Annotated in this window: 16 protein-coding genes; 8 read left to right on the top strand and 8 right to left on the bottom strand. The window is 69.8% G+C overall.

Annotated elements, in window-relative coordinates; translation table 11 throughout:
* Positions 1 to 23: 23 nt before the first annotated feature.
* A complete protein-coding gene (locus tag POF73_RS39060) occupies positions 24 to 830 on the bottom strand; it encodes a hypothetical protein (RefSeq protein WP_272124092.1) in 807 nt (268 codons plus the stop codon).
* Between the two features lie 186 nt (positions 831 to 1,016).
* On the opposite strand from POF73_RS39060, the gene POF73_RS39055 reads away from it, so the two are divergent.
* A complete protein-coding gene (locus tag POF73_RS39055) occupies positions 1,017 to 1,679 on the top strand; it encodes a phosphatase PAP2 family protein (RefSeq protein ID WP_272124091.1) in 663 nt (220 codons plus the stop codon).
* A gap of 3 nt (positions 1,680 to 1,682) precedes the next feature.
* Here the strand turns inward: POF73_RS39055 and POF73_RS39050 are convergent, their stop codons facing one another.
* Both POF73_RS39050 and POF73_RS39045 read right to left on the bottom strand, forming a co-directional pair.
* Entirely contained in the window at positions 1,683 to 2,342 is a 660-nt protein-coding gene (locus POF73_RS39050) for a response regulator transcription factor (RefSeq protein WP_272124090.1), read from the bottom strand.
* Positions 2,339 to 4,534 (bottom strand): histidine kinase, encoded by a 2,196-nt coding sequence (locus POF73_RS39045; protein WP_272124089.1) that lies wholly within the window; start codon positions 4,532 to 4,534, stop codon positions 2,339 to 2,341. Before POF73_RS39045 ends, POF73_RS39050 begins: the two co-directional genes overlap by 4 nt.
* 174 nt (positions 4,535 to 4,708) lie before the next feature.
* Here POF73_RS39045 and POF73_RS39040 point away from each other — a divergent pair, with 174 nt between their 5' ends.
* The 5 genes from POF73_RS39040 (at position 4,709) to cseC (ending at position 9,617) form a co-directional block, all read left to right on the top strand.
* On the top strand, positions 4,709 to 5,644 hold the full coding sequence (locus POF73_RS39040; RefSeq protein WP_272124088.1) for an A/G-specific adenine glycosylase: 936 nt from the start codon (positions 4,709 to 4,711) through the stop codon (positions 5,642 to 5,644).
* A gap of 320 nt (positions 5,645 to 5,964) precedes the next feature.
* The gene (locus POF73_RS39035) at positions 5,965 to 6,504 is read left to right on the top strand and encodes a SigE family RNA polymerase sigma factor (protein WP_003999062.1); all 540 of its coding nucleotides are present in this window, start codon (positions 5,965 to 5,967) and stop codon (positions 6,502 to 6,504) included.
* Positions 6,505 to 6,602: 98 nt separating this feature from the next.
* Complete coding sequence (locus tag POF73_RS39030) at positions 6,603 to 7,286, top strand: hypothetical protein (protein WP_334313653.1); 684 nt, start codon at positions 6,603 to 6,605, stop codon at positions 7,284 to 7,286.
* A gap of 148 nt (positions 7,287 to 7,434) precedes the next feature.
* Positions 7,435 to 8,139 (top strand): two-component system response regulator CseB, encoded by a 705-nt coding sequence (cseB, locus tag POF73_RS39025; protein ID WP_272124087.1) that lies wholly within the window; start codon positions 7,435 to 7,437, stop codon positions 8,137 to 8,139.
* An 11-nt stretch (positions 8,140 to 8,150) separates the two neighbouring features.
* Positions 8,151 to 9,617, top strand: a complete 1,467-nt coding sequence (cseC, locus tag POF73_RS39020; protein ID WP_272124086.1) for a two-component system sensor histidine kinase CseC — start codon at positions 8,151 to 8,153, stop codon at positions 9,615 to 9,617.
* Positions 9,618 to 9,677: 60 nt separating this feature from the next.
* Here the strand turns inward: cseC and POF73_RS39015 are convergent, their stop codons facing one another.
* The 3 genes from POF73_RS39015 to POF73_RS39005 all read right to left on the bottom strand — a co-directional run bounded on the left by POF73_RS39015 (position 9,678) and on the right by POF73_RS39005 (position 12,320).
* Positions 9,678 to 10,112: a VOC family protein gene (locus POF73_RS39015; RefSeq protein ID WP_272124084.1), complete on the bottom strand. Its 435-nt coding sequence runs from the start codon at positions 10,110 to 10,112 to the stop codon at positions 9,678 to 9,680.
* Positions 10,113 to 10,197: 85 nt separating this feature from the next.
* The gene (locus POF73_RS39010; RefSeq protein WP_272124083.1) at positions 10,198 to 10,626 is read right to left on the bottom strand and encodes a helix-turn-helix transcriptional regulator; all 429 of its coding nucleotides are present in this window, start codon (positions 10,624 to 10,626) and stop codon (positions 10,198 to 10,200) included.
* 98 nt (positions 10,627 to 10,724) lie between these two features.
* The gene (locus POF73_RS39005) at positions 10,725 to 12,320 is read right to left on the bottom strand and encodes an MDR family MFS transporter (RefSeq protein ID WP_272124082.1); all 1,596 of its coding nucleotides are present in this window, start codon (positions 12,318 to 12,320) and stop codon (positions 10,725 to 10,727) included.
* A 128-nt stretch (positions 12,321 to 12,448) separates the two neighbouring features.
* On the opposite strand from POF73_RS39005, the gene POF73_RS39000 reads away from it, so the two are divergent.
* Positions 12,449 to 13,036: a TetR/AcrR family transcriptional regulator gene (locus POF73_RS39000; RefSeq protein WP_272124081.1), complete on the top strand. Its 588-nt coding sequence runs from the start codon at positions 12,449 to 12,451 to the stop codon at positions 13,034 to 13,036.
* Between the two features lie 15 nt (positions 13,037 to 13,051).
* Here POF73_RS39000 and POF73_RS38995 read toward each other — a convergent pair whose 3' ends face one another.
* The gene (locus POF73_RS38995; protein WP_272124080.1) at positions 13,052 to 13,675 is read right to left on the bottom strand and encodes a M23 family metallopeptidase; all 624 of its coding nucleotides are present in this window, start codon (positions 13,673 to 13,675) and stop codon (positions 13,052 to 13,054) included.
* Positions 13,676 to 14,167: 492 nt separating this feature from the next.
* Between POF73_RS38995 and POF73_RS38990 the strand changes: the two genes are divergently transcribed.
* Entirely contained in the window at positions 14,168 to 14,809 is a 642-nt protein-coding gene (locus POF73_RS38990; protein ID WP_272124079.1) for an HAD family acid phosphatase, read from the top strand.
* A 74-nt stretch (positions 14,810 to 14,883) separates the two neighbouring features.
* Here POF73_RS38990 and POF73_RS38985 read toward each other — a convergent pair whose 3' ends face one another.
* Positions 14,884 to 17,412, bottom strand: a complete 2,529-nt coding sequence (locus POF73_RS38985) for an ATP-dependent Clp protease ATP-binding subunit (protein WP_272124078.1) — start codon at positions 17,410 to 17,412, stop codon at positions 14,884 to 14,886.
* Positions 17,413 to 17,696: the final 284 nt, after the last annotated feature.

Below are 17,696 nucleotides of genomic sequence, written 5' to 3'. Positions count from 1 at the left end.
CGTCAGTCCCTGGCCGTCAGTCCTCAGTCGTTCTCCAGGACGAACGACGTCTGTGCCATGCCGAAGCCCGGGGTCTTCGCCTCCACCAGGTAGGTGCCTGCCGCGGCCGCTCCCGCGCCGGGCGTCGCGCACTGGGGGGCGCTCGCGTTGCGGTCCCACTCCACCGTGTAGGTGATGCTGGACCCGGCGGGCACGCGGAAGGGCAGGCTGGCGGCGACGTCGGGGCAGTCCGCGGAGGACCAGAAGGCGTCCTCGGCACCCGCCTTAGTGACCGTCACCACCGCGTTCTTCGGGCCGAGATCGACCTTGCAGTCGTAGGTGGACGTGTTCGTCGCGGTCAGCAGCAGGGCGGGCTTCTCGCCGGGCTCGTACGAATTGCTCCGGCTCTTCACCGCCACCTTCACCTGGCCTGCGACGCAGCCGGGCAGTGAGGAGTCCGCCGCGACAGTGTCACCCGCGCCGACACCGCTGCCCGAGCCGCCGCCCGCGGAGCCGCCGCCCGAGCCGTCGGAGTCCCCCGAGCCGCTGCCGCCCCCGGAGCCGTCGCCGGAGCCCGAACCGCTGGAGGCACCGCTGCCGGGCGACTCGTCCCGTCCGCCCGGCGCCTGACTGATCGCCGGCCCGGAGCCGGACGGACCCGGCGTGATCGTCGAGGGTGCGGGATTCTTGCCGTCGGACTCGCCCGCCTTGTTCTTGCCGCCTCCGCCGCCCGATACGAGCACCCAGGTGGCCAGTAGCGCCAACAGGGCGACCACAGACAGCATTACGGCCCTCCGTCGCCAGTAGATGGAGGAGGGAAGCGGCCCGACCGGATTGCGCAGAGATCCCACGGCGCAAACTGTACGAGAGATCCGTGGGTTAGCTGGCTCCACCCGCCGCCCAGAGCCGCAACTTTTCCGGATCATCATCCCGGAAACCGTCCGGAGGCCGCCGCCGCACCCCTGTCTTCCGTCAGGGGCGGCACCTGCCGATCGCAGGATGTGACGGTATCGGCCCACCGCCTACGGTCCGTGACCATGGACTTCGAGGACGCCGAGCTCTACCGCGACATCACCGACTTCGCCCACGACACCCCAACGTGGGTACAGCACGCCGCCGAGATATGGACGGAGGCCGGACTGCTGCTGTTCGCCGCGCTGTTCGTCACCGCATGGTGGCGGACGAGGCATGACAGCACCCGGGCGTTCGCGATCGCGGCCCTTGCACCTCTGGCCACGGCTGTGGCGTATGTCTGCAGTGAGGTGCTCAAGTCCGTTGTCACGCAGGAGCGTCCGTGCCGGGCGGTGCCGGATGCGACCGCCGCGCTGAGCACCTGCCCGCCGCCCGGCGACTGGTCCTTCCCGAGCAACCACGCCGCGATCGCGGGCGCCGCGGCCATCGCCCTGGCCCTGACCGGCCGCGCCCTCCTGTGGCTGACGGCTCCACTGGCCCTCCTGATGGCCTTCTCCCGCGTCTTCGTCGGCGTCCACTACCCGCACGACGTCGCCGCGGGCCTGGTCCTCGGCGCGCTGGTCGCGATGACGGCCGTACGGCTGACCGCGCACCCCGCGACCCGGCTGGCCGAGGCGATGCGGGCGTCGCCGGCGCCGGCCGTGCGGTGGTTCACGGGCCCGGGACGACCGGAGCACGTCCCCTCGCACCACTCACACGACTCATACGCCTCATACGACATGAAGTGAGCCTCATGACTCCACCAGCCCCGCCTCGTACGCCACGATCGCCGCCTGCACCCGGTTGCGTACCCCCAACCGGTCGAGGACCGCGCTCACATACGCCTTCACCGTGCCTTCGACGAGGTGCAGCCGGGCGGCGATCTCCGGGTTGGACAGGCCCGCGCCGACGAGCCCGAGCACCTCGCGCTCACGCGGGCTGAGCTCTGCCACGCGCGCGCGTGCGGCGGCCTCGCGGCCGAGGCGGCCGTCGCTGCCGCCCAGTCCGTCGATGACGTACCGCGCGACCTTCGGCGACAGGAAGGCCGCGCCGCCCGCCACCGCCCTTACGCCCGCGATGAGTTCGTACGGGTCGCCGGACTTCAGCAGGAAGCCGGTGACGCCGCCGCCGAGTGCGCGGGCCACGTAGGCCTGTTCGGAGAAGGTGGTGAGCATTGCGACGGCCGTGCCGGGAACGGTCCGTACGATCTCCTCCGCGGCGGCGAGACCGTCCAGACGGGGCATACGGATGTCCAGCAGGGCCACGTCGGGCCGGTGTGCCCGGGCCAGCTCGACCGCCTCGCGCCCGTCGCCCGCCTCCGCGACGACCTCGGTCTCCCCGCCACTCGCCAGGATGGCGCGCACCCCGGCCCGCACCATCGCCTCGTCGTCGGCCAGCAGTACGCGGATCACCGTGGGAACTCCTCGTCAGTGGAAGGGCGTTGGAAAGGGTGTCGGGAGGAGGAGGGCTGGGAGGGGGACTGTGAGGGGGATCGGGAAGTGCCTTCGGAGAGACCGGCCCTGGGGATCACGTCCTTGGCGACCAGCCGCCCCTCGCTGTCGAAACAGAGCCTGAAGTGGTCGACGGAGACGAGGAGTTCGCCACCGGCGCGGTAGTAGCGGCAGTCACTTCCCTTCGGGGGTGGCACGGGCGCGCGTTCCACGGGTGCGTCCCGCGCGGTGCGCTCCGGCAGTACGTCGGCGATGTCGTGGACGGATGCCCCCAGGCGCAGTTCGGCGTAGGCCGCGGGCGGCAGCACCGAGTGGGTCTCCGTGTACGCGTACCAGGCGAACGCCCCGCCGACGAGTACGACACCCGCGCCGACGGCGGTCACGAAGGCGAGGGCGACGCGGCGGCGGGCGTGGGTGAAGGGGGCGCGCGGGGCGGGGGCCGACAGTGGGGTGGGTTCGGTGAGTGGGGTGGGTTCGGTGAGTGGGGTGGGTTCGGTCTGTTCGGGGACGTACGCCCGAACGCGGAAGCCGTCTCCGTGGGGCCCGGCCTCGAAGCCGCCGCCGACCGCGGTCACGGCGGCGCGGAGGGCCTGGAGGCCGGTACCGCCGGAGGCCGTGCCCGCCCCGTCGGAAACCGCCGCGCCATCGAACTCCGGACCGCCGATGGCCTCGTCATCGCCTTCCCGGCCGTCACCCTCCGGGCCATCGACCGAGGCGCCTTCGACCGCCGGGGCATCGGCCCCTGCGCCATCAATCCCCGCACCATCGACCGCCGAGGCATCGACCCCCGCACCATCAATCCCCGCACCATCGACCGCCGAGGCATCGACCCCCGCACCATCAATCCCCGCACCATCGACCGCCGAGGCATCGACCCCTGCGCCGTCGTCTCCCGGTCCCCGTCCACTCGTCACCGTGACCGCCGTCCCGTCGGCCTCCCTGACCGCCGCCACGGTGACCGGGGCGCCCGGGGCATGCCGGGCCGCGTTGGTCAGGGCCTCACGGACCACCCGGTACAGGACGCGCTCAGCGACGCCGCCCGGCTCCCCCACCGGGACCTGCCCGGCCATACCGCCACGCACCGGGCCCGTCCGCCGAACCGCCACCCCGCCACGCACCGGGTCCGTCCGCCGAACCGCCACCCCGTCGCGCACCGGGTCCGTCCGCTGAGCTGCCACCCCGTCACACATCAGGTCCACCCCCCGAGCGGCCGACCCGCCGCACATCAGACCCTCCTGACGAGCCACCGACCCGCCGCACGTCTGGCCCGTCCCCCGAGCCACCAACCCGCCGCACATCGAGCCCGCCTCCCGAGCCACCGACCCGTCCTCCACCCCCTCCCACCGCACCGCCAGCCCCGACTCGGCCGCGCGTGCCACGAGTTGTTCGATCGTCTCTCCCGGCGGGGTCAGGGAGGGCGGCTCGTTCTCCTCCCGCAGTACGCCGATGATGCGCTGCAGGCGTTCGGTGGCGTCGGCGGCGGCTGCGCGCAGGTCGGCGGCTGCGGTGCGGTGGTGGGCCGGGAGGTCCGGGGCGACCTGGAGGGCGCCCGCGCGCAGGGCGATCAGGCTCAGTTCATGGCCCAGGGAGTCGTGCATGTCCTGGGCGATCCGGGCCCGCTCGCGCAGCCGGGCGCGTTCCTCGGCGATGCGCTGCTCGCCCTCCAGGCGCGCGGCCCGCGTCCAGCCGGCCTCGGTCAGCTGACGGCTCTGCCGCCAGTAGCGGCCGCCGAACCAGGGGAAGACGCAGCCGAAGAGCAGCGTGCCCGTCAGCACCACCCATTCCGGTGCCGGATCGACCCCGAAGAGCGCGATCCTCGCCGTACCGAGACAGCCGACGGCCCCGAGGACGGCCACCGCCGGGCGCACCCGCGCCGCACGCAGCCCTAGCAGCAGCGCGAAGACGGCGAGCGCGGGGCCGTAGGAGACGGTGAACAGGGCGGGGGCCGCGGCCAGCCCCAGTGCGGCGGTCAGCGCGAAGGCGGCCAGGGGCCGGCGTCGGGACACGGCGACCGCGGTCGCGAGCACGACCGCCCCGGCCAGCTGCTGCCACCCGGTACGCGGCTCGTTCATCCCGAGCCGGTCGGCCGAGAGCGCGGGCGACACGAGGACGGCCCACAGGAGGCAGGCCCGCCATATGCGAGGACGTTCCATCCGGACGACGCTACAAGCAGGGGACGGGGCGCCACTGCTGCCGATCGTCAGGTGCGGTGCGCTCTTCGAGGCAGGCTCCCGGGGCCGGAAACCGCCCCATTCCGCAGTCGCAAAACGCACGGCCACCGCCACCTACCCACCCCGCCGCCCCCAACATGGCAGGATCGGAAAGCCATGACTGCGCCCACGAAACCCTCCGTCAGCAGCCCCGCCAAGGCCCCCTCCGGCTCCCCCCGCGGAGAGGACCTGCACAGCCCGGTTGTCGACTGGTTCGACGACAACGCCCGCGACCTCCCCTGGCGGCGCCCCGAGGCGGGCCCCTGGGGGGTGATGGTCAGTGAGTTCATGCTGCAGCAGACGCCGGTGAACCGCGTCCTGCCCGTCTACGAACAGTGGCTCACCCGCTGGCCCCGCCCCGCCGACCTCGCCAAGGACGCCCCCGGCGAAGCCGTACGCGCCTGGGGCCGGCTCGGCTACCCGCGCCGCGCGCTGCGGCTGCACGGCGCCGCCGTCGCCATAGCGGAACGGCACGGCGGGGACGTACCGACCGACCACGCCCAGCTCCTCGCGCTGCCCGGCATCGGCGAGTACACGGCGGCCGCCGTGGCCTCCTTCGCGTACGGCCAGCGGCACCCCGTGCTGGACACCAACGTCCGCCGGGTGCTCGCCCGCGCTGTCACCGGTGTGCAGTACCCGCCGAACGCCACCACCGCCGCCGAACGCAAGCTCGCCCGCGCCCTGCTCCCCGAGGACGAGGGCACCGCCGCCCGCTGGGCCGCGGCCTCCATGGAGCTCGGCGCGCTGGTCTGCACCGCCAAGAACGAGTCGTGCCACCGCTGCCCGATCGCCGCCCAGTGCGCCTGGCGGCTCGCGGGCAAGCCGGAGCACGACGGTCCGCCGCGGCGTGGCCAGACGTACGCAGGAACGGACCGACAGGTGCGGGGCAAGCTGCTCGCCGTACTGCGCGAGGCCCATACGCCCGTCCCGCAGGCGGCCCTGGACCGGGTCTGGCACGAGCCGGTGCAGCGCGCCCGCGCCCTGGACGGTCTGGTCGCGGACGGCCTGGTGGAGCCGCTGCCGGGCGGGACGTACCGGCTGCCGTCGACCTGACCGATCTGACGCACAGTCACATCACAGCCGCGGCGGCTCTGCAACATCCGATACACAGCAGACGTACGGCTCTCGCATGGCCGCCGCACCAACAAATCGACCCAAAGCGCCACTAAACACGCCTCCCTTTTATCCCTTTCCTGCTTCCGTTACACAACCGACGGACAGCCGAGCGCTAGCCGAAGGCTGCTTCGGACAGCCCCGTGACAACGCCTCCGTAGCTTCTTTTCCGTACCCGACAGGCGGGGACGACTACGAACCACAGGCAGTGGACCGACGGCGAACGAGCCGGCCGGGACGGGGAATCGGAGGCGGTCAACATGGCGCAGGGCGAGGTGCTCGAATTCGAGGAGTACGTCCGCACCCGACAGGACGCGCTGCTGCGCAGCGCGCGCCGACTGGTCCCGGACCCGGTGGACGCACAGGACCTGCTGCAGACGGCGCTGGTGCGGACGTACCACCGCTGGGACGGCATCGCCGACAAGCGCCTCGCGGACGCCTACCTCCGCCGCGTCATGATCAACACGCGGACCGAGTGGTGGCGGGCGCGCAAGCTGGAGGAAGTGCCCACCGAGCAGCTCCCGGACGCCTCGGTCGACGACTCCACCGAGCAGCACGCGGACCGCGCCCTGCTGATGGACATCATGAAGGTGCTGGCTCCCAAGCAGCGCAGCGTCGTGGTGCTGCGACACTGGGAGCAGATGTCCACGGAGGAGACGGCCGCGGCCCTCGGCATGTCGGCCGGAACGGTCAAGAGCACGCTGCACCGGGCGCTCGCCCGGCTCCGCGAGGAGCTGGAGAGCCGCGATCTGGACGCACGCGCGCTGGAGCGTGAGGAGCGGGAGCGTTGCGCGGCCTAGGCACGACAGCGGGCGGCACCGGGCACACGGACAGAGGCGGCAGGCGCACGGACCGGAGTGACAGGGACACCGACGGGGAGACCGAGGAACTCGGGCGGATCGGAGCGTCCGGGCAGACCGGATCCGACCGCCCCGGAACCGCACCTGTCCGGGGGAACTTCCAGGCGGCGTTCACGGCGATGGCCGTGGTCGTCGCCCTCGCCCTTTTCGTCTCCGCGTGCGGCACCGGCGGCACCGGCGCGCGCGACGAGGGACCGGCGCACGCCGACGCCGTGGGCGGCGCGGGAGCCGCGAAGTCACTCGCGCCCGCGGCCACGCCCTCCGCATCGGCCGCCCCGGACCCGACGCAGGCCGTCCGGCTGGTCAAGGCGGATCCCGGGGTCTCGTCGGAGGTCAAGCGCGAGCTGAAGCCGTGCGTGTCCGACGACTATCCCGTCGACGTGTCGTACGGCGAGCTCACCGGCGCGTCCGCGGAGGACATCGTGGTCAACGTCCTGTCCTGCGGCGATCAGGTGGGGGTCGCCTCGTATGTGTACCGGGAGGAGGACGGCGAGTACCACAATGTGTTCAAGGCCGAGGAGCCTCCGGTCTACGCCGAGATCGACCGCGGGTACCTGGTGGTGACCGAGCAGGTGTACGCCAAGGACGACGCGCTGTCGAACCCGTCCAGCGAGAACGTGATCTCATACAAGTGGATCTCCGGCCGCTTCATACTGAAGGACCGCACACGCACCGAGTACGGCGACCTCGGCGGAGGTGACGAGTCGGCGACCGAGGGCTGAGGGTCGGCCGGGCAGGAATGAACGCGGCGCCTGATCCAGACGTCCCTTGAACAGAACAAGCCGCAGAGCCAGACGCCGACGCACGATCCTTGCAGCAGACGCGCAACCCGAAGAACACACACGGCACACGAGGACAGAGAGCACCGGGATGGCAGACCAGACCCACGTTCTGTTCGTCGAGGACGACGACGTCATCCGCGAGGCCACCCAACTCGCCCTGGAGCGGGACGGCTTCGCGGTCACCGCCATGCCCGACGGACTGTCGGGCCTGGAGGCGTTCCGGACGAACCGGCCGGACATCGCACTGCTGGACGTCATGGTCCCGGGCCTGGACGGGGTCAGTCTGTGCCGCCGGATCCGTGACGAGTCGACCGTGCCGGTGATCATGCTGTCGGCGCGCGCCGACTCGATCGACGTGGTGCTGGGCCTGGAGGCGGGCGCGGACGACTATGTGACGAAGCCGTTCGACGGTGCCGTGCTGGTCGCGCGGATCCGTGCCGTGCTGCGCCGCTTCGGGCACGCGAGCGGCCCCGACCGGACGGAGGAGGCCGACCCGGCCGCCGACGGCGGGGTGCTGACCTTCGGCGACCTGGAGGTCGACACCGAGGGCATGGAGGTACGCAGGGACGGGCAGCCGGTGGCGCTCACGCCGACCGAGATGCGTCTGCTGCTGGAGTTCTCCTCGGCGCCGGGCACGGTGCTGTCACGGGACAAGCTGCTGGAGCGCGTGTGGGACTACGGCTGGGGCGGGGACACCCGGGTCGTCGACGTCCATGTACAGCGACTGCGGCAGAAGATCGGCCAGGACCGTATCGAGACGGTCCGTGGCTTCGGCTACAAGTTGAAGGCCTGAGCGGGGCGGGCATGCGGGGGATGTTCAGACGCCCGGCGACGTCCGGCGCAGGCAGTGTCGAACTCACGGACCCGGCGGAGATCGCGGGCCCCGGGGTCGGTGTCCGGATGGGCGCTCGCACGGGAGAGCGTGCGGATGGTCGTGCAGGAGCGCGGGTGAGCCGTCACAGAAACAGCCGTATCGCCATACGCACGGGCCTGCGGTGGAAGCTGAGCGCGGCGATCGCACTGGTCGGCGCGCTCGTGGCGATCGTGCTGAGCCTGGTCGTGCACAACCAGGCCCGGGTCTCGATGCTGGACAGCGCCCGCGACCTCGCGGACGAGCGCGTCCAGATCGCCCAGCGCAGCTTCGAGCAGTCCAAGCGGCTGAACTTCCCCAACGCCACGATCAACGACCCGGAGCTGCCGCCGGCGCTGCGGGACAAGGTCGAGGAGGGCCGGCGGGGGACGTATGTGACGGACACGCCGAGCGGAGCGCCCGACATCTGGGCGGCCGTACCGCTCAACAACGGGCAGGTGCTGTCGCTGCGCACCGGCTGGACCGACCGCAGCGAGCACATCCTCAACCGCCTCGACCAGGCCATGATCATCGGCTCCATCTCGGTCGTCCTCGGCGGCAGCGCGCTCGGCGTGCTCATCGGAGGGCAGCTGTCGCGCCGGCTGCGCAAGGCGGCGGCCGCGGCGAACCAGGTCGCGAGCGGCGAGCCTGATGTGCGCGTGCGGGACGCCATCGGGGGTGTCGTACGGGACGAGACCGACGACCTCGCGAGCGCGGTGGACGCCATGGCGGACGCGCTGCAGCAGCGGCTGGAGGCGGAGCGCCGGGTCACGGCGGACATCGCGCACGAGCTGCGTACGCCGGTGACCGGTCTGCTGACGGCGGCCGAACTGCTGCCGCCCGGCCGGCTCACCGAGCTGGTACTGGACCGGGCGAAGGCGATGCGCACGCTGGTGGAGGACGTCCTGGAGGTGGCCCGGCTGGACAGCGCCTCGGAGCGGGCCGAGTTGCAGGACATCATGCTGGGCGAGTTCGTCAGCCGGCGGGTCGCGGCGAAGGACCCCGCCATCGAGGTGCGGGTCGTCCACGAGTCGGAGGTCATGACCGACCCGCGGCGGCTGGAGCGGGTGCTGTTCAACCTGCTGACCAACGCCGCGAAGCACGGCAGAACGCCGATCGAGGTCACCGTCGAGGGCCGGGTCATCCGGGTCCGCGATCACGGCCCCGGTTTCCCCGAGGACCTGCTCGCCGAGGGCCCCAGCCGCTTCCGCACCGGCAGCAGTGACCGCGCGGGCCACGGCCACGGTCTCGGCCTGACGATCGCCGCAGGTCAGGCCCGGGTGCTGGGCGCCCGTCTGACCTTCCGCAACATCCGCCCGGCGGGCGCCCCGGACCATGTCCCTGCGGAGGGCGCGGTGGCCGTCCTCTGGCTCCCGGAACACGCGCCGACCAACACGGGCAGCTATCCGATGCTGCCGTAGCGGCGGGCGGTTGCTGCCGTAGCGGCGGGCGGTCGGCTCACCGCCACCGGCGTCCGGGACTCACCCGAAGGACTTGGAGAAGTCGAGCTCCTCGCTCCGCTCGGTCAGCGAGTACCAGTTGCCGTTGTCGTCACGGAAGATCGCCTCGATGCCGTACGGCCGCTCCTGCGGCTCCTGGACGAACTCCACTCCGCGCGCCTTGAAGGTCTCGTAGTCCCTCCGGCAGTCGTCGGTCCGGAACGCCCCGGCCCCGATGACTCCCTTCCCGACGAGCTTCTTCAGTGCCTCGGAGGACTCCGGGTCGAGCCCCGGCCCGTCCAGGCTCATCAGCGCCAGCTCGACATCCGGCTGGTCCTTGGCGCCCACGGTGACCCACCGCATGTCGCCCATGGAGAGGTCGTTCCGCACCTCGAAGCCGATCTTCTCCGTGAAGAACGCCTTGGTGCGCTGCTGGTCGAACGTCCATACGGTGGTGATGCCCAGGCCCTTGATCATGCCTCTGCTCTCCTGCTTTCCTGCTCTGCGGCTCGCGGCTACGGCTGCGGCTGCTTCCTTGCCGTCACGTTAGGCAGGGGGCGGGTCAGGGGGCTTCTCCAGAGTTGCTCTCCTGCTCGTCCCGCCGTCGAAAGCCCCCTGCCCACAACATCGCGTAGCACCCCGGTATCAGCGCGGCCCCGCGCCCGACATGCTTCTCCCGGTACTCGCTCGGCGTCAGCCCGGTCCGCGCCTTGAACTTCGCCGAGAAGGTGCCGAGGCTGCTGAACCCGACCAGATGGCAGATCTCGGTGACGGTCAGATCGGCGCCCCGCAGATACTCCTCGGCCCGCTCGATCCGCCGATGCGTCAGGTACTGCCCCGGCGTCTCGCCGTACGCCGCCTTGAACACCCGCACGAAGTGATACCGCGAGTACCCGGCCCGCCCGGCAACGGCCCCCAGATCAAGCCCCGGATCGGCCCACTCCCGATCCATGACGTCCTTGGCCAGCCGCAACTGGCGCGTCCTGTCCATGCAGCCGATGGTGACACGCCCCACTGACAGCCCGACGGAAACGCGGAGGCCCCCGGGTCGCCCAGAGCAACCCGGGGGCCTCCGCCCACCGCACGACCTCAGACGGCCTCCACAACCGCCGTCTTCACCGCCGCGTCGGTCCCGTCCCCGGCACCGTCCTCCTTGGGCCCCGCCCCCTTGAGCGGCACCTCCTTCACGAACAGGGCCGCCACCAGCGCCAGCACGGCGACCCCGGCCCCCAGGAGAAACGCCCCGTGCGTCCCCGCGGACACCGCGTGCCGATACGCCCCCGCCACGGCCTCCGGCAACTTCTCCAGACTCGCCGCGTCCAGCTGCGCCGACTGCTCGGTCACCTTGGCCCCCAGCGCCCCGCCGCGCTCGGCCATGACGTCCTGGACCCGGCTGTTGAACAAGGCACCCATGATCGCGACGCCGAACGACGACCCGAGCGTCCGGAACAGCGTGGTGGACGAGGACGCGACGCCCATGTCCTTCATCTCGACGCTGTTCTGCGCAACCAGCATGGTGATCTGCATCAGACAGCCCATCCCGAGCCCGACGACGGCCATGTAGACACCGGACGTGAACCTGCTGGTCCCGGTGTCCATCAGCGACATCAGATACAGCCCGACGACCATCAGCACACCGCCGACGATCGGGAAGGCCTTGTAGCGCCCGGTGTTCGTGGTCACCCGTCCCGCCGCCATGGACGTCACGAGCATCGCCCCGAGCATCGGCAGGAGCAGCAGCCCGGAGTTGGTCGCTGACGCCTTCTGCACGGACTGCTGGTACAGCGGCAGGAACAGCGTCGCGCCGAACATCACGAACCCGGTGATGAACCCGATCAGGGACATCAGCGTGAAGTTCCGGCTGCGGAAGATGTGCAGCGGGACCACCGGCTCGGCAGCCTTGGTCTGCCAGAACACGAACCCCACCAGGGCCGCGACACCGATCCCGATGAGCTCCATGATCATCGCGGACGTCCAGGCGTACTCCGTGCCGCCCCACGTGGTCACCAGCACGATCGCGGTGATCCCCACGGTCAGCAGCGCAGCCCCCAGATAGTCGATCCGCGCCTGCGTCCGCTTCTTCGGCAGGTGCAGGACGGCACTGATCGCGGCGAGCGCGACGACACCGAGCGGCAGGTTGATGTAGAAGGACCAGCGCCAGCCCCAGTTGTCGGTGATGGTGCCGCCGACCAGCGGCCCGCCGATCATCGCGAGCGCCATCACGCCGGCCATCATGCCCTGGTACTTGCCCCGCTCCCGCGGCGGAATCAGATCACCGATGATCGCCATGACACCGACCATCAGACCGCCGGCGCCCAGTCCCTGCACGGCCCGGAACGCGATCAGCTGTCCCATGTCCTGGGCCATGCCGCTCAGCGCGGAGCCGATCAGGAACAGCACGATCGACGACATGAAGACGCCCTTGCGCCCGTACATGTCGCCGAGCTTGCCCCACAGCGGGGTGGAGGCGGCGGTCGCCAGCGTGTACGCCGTCACGACCCAGGACAGATGCTCCAGCCCGCCCAGATCACCCACGATCGTCGGCATCGCGGTGCCCACGATCATGTTGTCGAGCATGGCCAGCATCATCGTGATCATCAGCGCGAGCAGCACGACCCGCACGCTTCTGGGCTGTGGCCCAGCAGGCTCCTCCGCTCCCGAACCAGCTGCCTGTGTGTCCGCCATGACTCCCACTCCCCCGGCTTCCCGCCGCTACTTACTTGCCGCCCGGCTAGTTGTCTACACTCAGGGAAGGTAGATGCGTAACTAGCCGGGCGTCAAGTAAGTTTTCCGGAAAGCCGAGGCGTACGAGGATGGGTGGCACCATGGACGGCACCAAGCAGCGGCGCCGCGGGGACACCCGCCAGCGCATCCAGGACGTAGCGCTCGAACTCTTCGCCGAGCAGGGCTACGAGAAGACCTCCCTGCGCGAGATCGCCGAGCGCCTGGACGTCACGAAGGCGGCCCTGTACTACCACTTCAAGACCAAGGAAGAGATCATCGTCAGCCTCTTCGAGGATCTGACGAAGCCGATCGAGGAGCTGATCGAGTGGGGCAAGCGACAGCCGCACTCACTCGACACGAAGCAGGAGATCGTACGCCGCTACAGCCAGGCCCTGACCGAGGCGGCACCGCTGTTCCGCTTCATGCAGGAGAACCAGGCGACGGTCCGCGAACTGAGCATCGGCGAGATGTTCAAGAACCGCATGGTCGGCATGCGGGACATCATCATCGACCCGGACTCCGACCTGGTCGGCCAGGTCCGCTGCATCAGTGCCCTGTTCACACTGCACGCCGGGATGTTCCTGCTGCAGGACCTCGAAGGCGACCCCGAGGACAAGCGCAAGGCTGTCCTTGAGGTCGCCACAGATCTGGTCACCCAGGCGCACCAGGGCGCCTGAGAGCGGCTCGGTGACTCAGATCTTCAGACCCTTGGCCCGCAGGAAGGCCACAGGGTCGACAGCGGAGCCGTAGCTGGCGGTCGTACGGATCTCGAAGTGCAGGTGCGGCCCGCTGGAGTTACCGGTGTTGCCGGACCGGGCTATGTGCTGACCGGTCTTGACGACCTGGCCGACCTTCACGTCGATGCGCGACAGGTGGGCGTACTGCGTGAAGGTCCCGTTGCCGTGCTTGACGACTATGGCGTTGCCGTACGCCGGACCGTCACCGGCGCCGTTGCCGCCGGCCTTGACGACGGTGCCGCCGTGCGCGGCCATGACCTGGGTGCCGCTCGGCACGGCGAAGTCCTGCCCGCTATGGGTGGACTGCCACCTGGCACCGGCCTGCGCGAAGCTGGCGCTCTTCGTGTACTTCTTCACCGGGCTGACCCAGGAGGCGGCGGCCTTCTTGACGGCGGCCTTCTTCACCGCGGCACTCTGCGCCTGAACGGCGGTGGAGACACCGGTGGCGGAGGTCATCTCAGCGGCGACCGCGCCCCCGGCGCCCAATACGACCGAGGCCCCCAGGCCGGCGGCCAGCACAGCGGCACGGGTGCGGAAGGTGGACGTACGGGTCGAACGGAAGGAAAGGCGCGGGGACATGCGAAACCTCATCGGGACGACGACAGAGAGAACCACCCGACGCACAGGCGCTCGCCGGATGGCCATCCCTTGGTAACCCTCGTCCCCCCAAACCCCAAAACCCCTTTTCTACGACGGAAGCTAGTACTCCGCCGCAAAAATCCCTGCATCTTGACAGAGCCCTCATTAGGGACAAACCAGCGCGAACACCAAAACTCGCCGCCACTTCTATCCCGTTACGCCCGTTTTACCCGCAGCGCCGTTTCCACTATTCCCGCTAGTAACGGACAAATCGCCTGTGCGGCATGTCACCGCCCAGCGCAATCGGAAGACCCCGGAATGTGACGGGCACTACGCCCCCTTTCGCCTTTCCGTAACCGATCCCGTCGCGACTCTGGGGCCGCCGTCAAACGTGAGCTACCGTCCGGTAACCAGCTGGTTCCCCACCAGCCACCCACGCACACGAACATGCATGCGACAACCCAGCGCACGTGACGTGAGAGGACCCCCCACATGACGCTTCGCCCCTGGGCGCACCGCATCGCGGTCAGCACCGCCTCCGCGGCCGCCCTCGTGGCCCTCGCGGTCCCCGCCGAAGCAGCGGCGACCGCGACGAGCACCTCCACCGCCACCACTGCGGCAGTCACGGCATCCTCGGCGGATGTCGACTACGCGACCTGGCAGAAGGACTGCCAGGCGGTGATGAACCAGGCGCTCCCCGAGCTGAAGCAGCGCATCGCGAACACCAGGCCGGGTGAGAAGCAGGCGATCGTCTTCGACATCGACAACACCACCCTGGAGACGGACTTCGGCTTCAGCTACCCGCAGCCGGCCAACAAGCCGGTCCTGGACGTCGCCAAGTACGCCCAGGAGCACGGCGTCTCCCTGTTCTTCGTGACCGCCCGCCCGGGCATCATCGCCCCGGTGACCGACTACAACCTCAAGCACGTCGGCTACCAGGTCTCCGGCCTCTATGTGCGCAGCTTCGGCGACCTCTTCAAGGACGTCGCGGACTACAAGACGGCCCAGCGCGTGGACATCGAGAAGAAGGGCTTCACGATCATCGCGAACGTCGGCAACAGCGCCACCGACCTGTCGGGCGGCCATGCCGAGAAGACGTACAAGCTGCCTGACTACAACGGGCAGTTGTCGTAATTCCTCGCCGCCGTACGGCGGCATGCCAAAGGGGCCGGTGCTCGAAAGCACCGGCCCCTTTCAGCTGGTGAGGCTTACGCCTCCTTGCTGAGGTTCGGGCCGCTCGACGGGCCCGCCGCCTGCTCGATCGGCGGGACGTCCGGCAGGGCCGCCTTCTCCTCGCCGCGGAAGGTGAAGGTCTTGGTGTCGCCCTCGCCCTCCGTGTCCACGACCACGATGTGACCGGGGCGCAGCTCGCCGAAGAGGATCTTCTCCGACAGGCTGTCCTCGATCTCGCGCTGGATCGTGCGGCGCAGCGGCCGCGCGCCCAGCACCGGGTCGTAACCCTTCTTGGACAGCAGCTCCTTGGCGGACTGGGAGAGCTCGATGCCCATGTCCCGGTCCTTCAGGCGCTCGTCCACCTTGCCGATCATCAGGTCGACGATCGCGAGGATGTCGTCCTGGGTCAGCTGCGGGAAGACGACCACGTCGTCGACGCGGTTGAGGAACTCGGGCCGGAAGTGCTGCTTGAGCTCGTCCTGGACCTTGTTCTTCATGCGCTCGTAGTTGGTCTTCGTGTCACCCGAGGCCGCGAAGCCCAGGTTGAAGCCCTTGGAGATGTCCCGGGTGCCGAGGTTGGTCGTCATGATGATGACCGTGTTCTTGAAGTCCACGACCCGGCCCTGGGAGTCGGTCAGCCGACCGTCCTCCAGGATCTGCAGCAGCGAGTTGAAGATGTCCGGGTGAGCCTTCTCGACCTCGTCGAAGAGGACGACGGAGAACGGCTTGCGGCGGACCTTCTCGGTCAGCTGGCCGCCCTCTTCGTAGCCCACGTAGCCGGGGGGCGAACCGAAGAGACGCGAGACCGTGTGCTTCTCGCTGAACTCCGACATGTCGAGGGAGATCAGCGCGTCCTCGTCACCGAAGAGGAACTCGGCGAGCGCCTTGGACAGCTCGGTCTTACCGACACCGGACGGGCCGGCGAAGATGAACGAGCCACCGGGGCGCTTCGGGTCCTTCAGACCGGCACGCGTACGGCGGATCGCCTTCGACAGCGCCTTGACGGCGTCGACCTGGCCGATGACCCGCTTGTGGAGCTCGTCCTCCATGCGCAGCAGACGCGAGGACTCCTCCTCGGTCAGCTTGAAGACCGGGATGCCGGTGGCGGTCGCGAGGACCTCGGCGATCAGCTCGCCGTCGACCTCGGCGACGACGTCCATGTCGCCGGCCTTCCACTCCTTCTCCCGCTTGGCCTTGGCGGCCAGGAGCTGCTTCTCCTTGTCGCGCAGGGAGGCGGCCTTCTCGAAGTCCTGCGAGTCGATCGCGGACTCCTTGTCGCGGCGGACGCCCGCGATCTTCTCGTCGAACTCGCGGAGGTCCGGCGGAGCGGTCATCCGGCGGATGCGCATCCGGGAACCGGCCTCGTCGATCAGGTCGATCGCCTTGTCCGGCAGGAAGCGGTCCGAGATGTACCGGTCGGCCAGGGTGGCTGCCTGGACCAGCGCCTCGTCGGTGATGGAGACCCGGTGGTGGGCCTCGTACCGGTCACGCAGACCCTTGAGGATCTCGATCGTGTGCGGCAGGGACGGCTCGGCGACCTGGATGGGCTGGAAGCGGCGCTCCAGGGCCGCGTCCTTCTCCAGGTGCTTGCGGTACTCGTCCAGCGTCGTCGCACCGATGGTCTGCAGCTCACCGCGGGCCAGCATCGGCTTCAGGATGGAGGCCGCGTCGATGGCGCCCTCGGCGGCACCCGCACCGACCAGCGTGTGGAGCTCGTCGATGAACAGGATGATGTCGCCGCGGGTGCGGATCTCCTTGAGCACCTTCTTCAGGCGCTCCTCGAAGTCACCGCGGTAGCGGGAGCCGGCGACCAGCGCGCCGAGGTCCAGGGTGTAGAGGTGCTTGTCCTTGAGGGTCTCGGGCACCTCGCCCTTGACGATGGCCTGGGCGAGGCCCTCGACGACGGCGGTCTTGCCGACGCCGGGCTCACCGATCAGGACCGGGTTGTTCTTGGTACGGCGGGACAGCACCTGCATGACCCGCTCGATCTCCTTCTCGCGCCCGATGACCGGGTCGAGCTTGGACTCACGAGCGGCCTGGGTGAGGTTCCGGCCGAACTGGTCGAGGACCAGGGACGTCGAGGGAGTGCCCTCGGCAGGCCCGCCGGCGGTGGCGGTCTCCTTGCCCTGGTAGCCGGAGAGCAGCTGGATGACCTGCTGCCGCACCCGGTTGAGATCTGCGCCCAGCTTGACCAGGACCTGGGCGGCGACGCCCTCGCCCTCACGGATCAGGCCGAGCAGGATGTGCTCCGTGCCGATGTAGTTGTGACCCAGCTGAAGGGCCTCGCGGAGCGACAGCTCCAGGACCTTCTTGGCACGGGGGGTGAAGGGGATGTGCCCGGACGGGGCCTGCTGGCCCTGGCCGATGATCTCCTCCACCTGCTGGCGGACCGCCTCGAGCGAAATCCCGAGGCTCTCAAGGGCCTTGGCGGCGACACCCTCACCCTCGTGGATCAGGCCCAGGAGGATGTGCTCGGTGCCGATGTAGTTGTGGTTGAGCATCCGGGCTTCTTCCTGAGCCAGGACGACAACCCGCCGCGCGCGGTCGGTGAACCTCTCGAACATCGTTAATCGCTCCTCAGAGCGGTCAGGCAGTGGGGGGAACTTCCCCTCCCTGTCCTTCCGCAGCTTAGTCCCGCAAGCGGGGACCGCTCATTCCAACTGCCGACACCGTCGATGGCCTCCTGACCCCGAACGCCGACATCTGCTCCAACCCGATGGTGCGAGACGATGTTCCCGCAGGCCAGGTGGTTACCCTCACCATCAGTACGCCGATGGCGAACGTGAGACTCACTGTCCTGCGTGTCGCCCCCTCCCACTAGGGATGTCTTACCCGCTGGGACTGACAC

Source organism: Streptomyces sp. HD (genome assembly GCF_028369295.1).
In the GTDB taxonomy this organism is placed as follows: domain Bacteria; phylum Actinomycetota; class Actinomycetes; order Streptomycetales; family Streptomycetaceae; genus Streptomyces.
The sequence above is the reverse complement of the archived record's forward strand: the minus strand, read 5'-3'. Positions and strand labels throughout refer to the sequence as shown.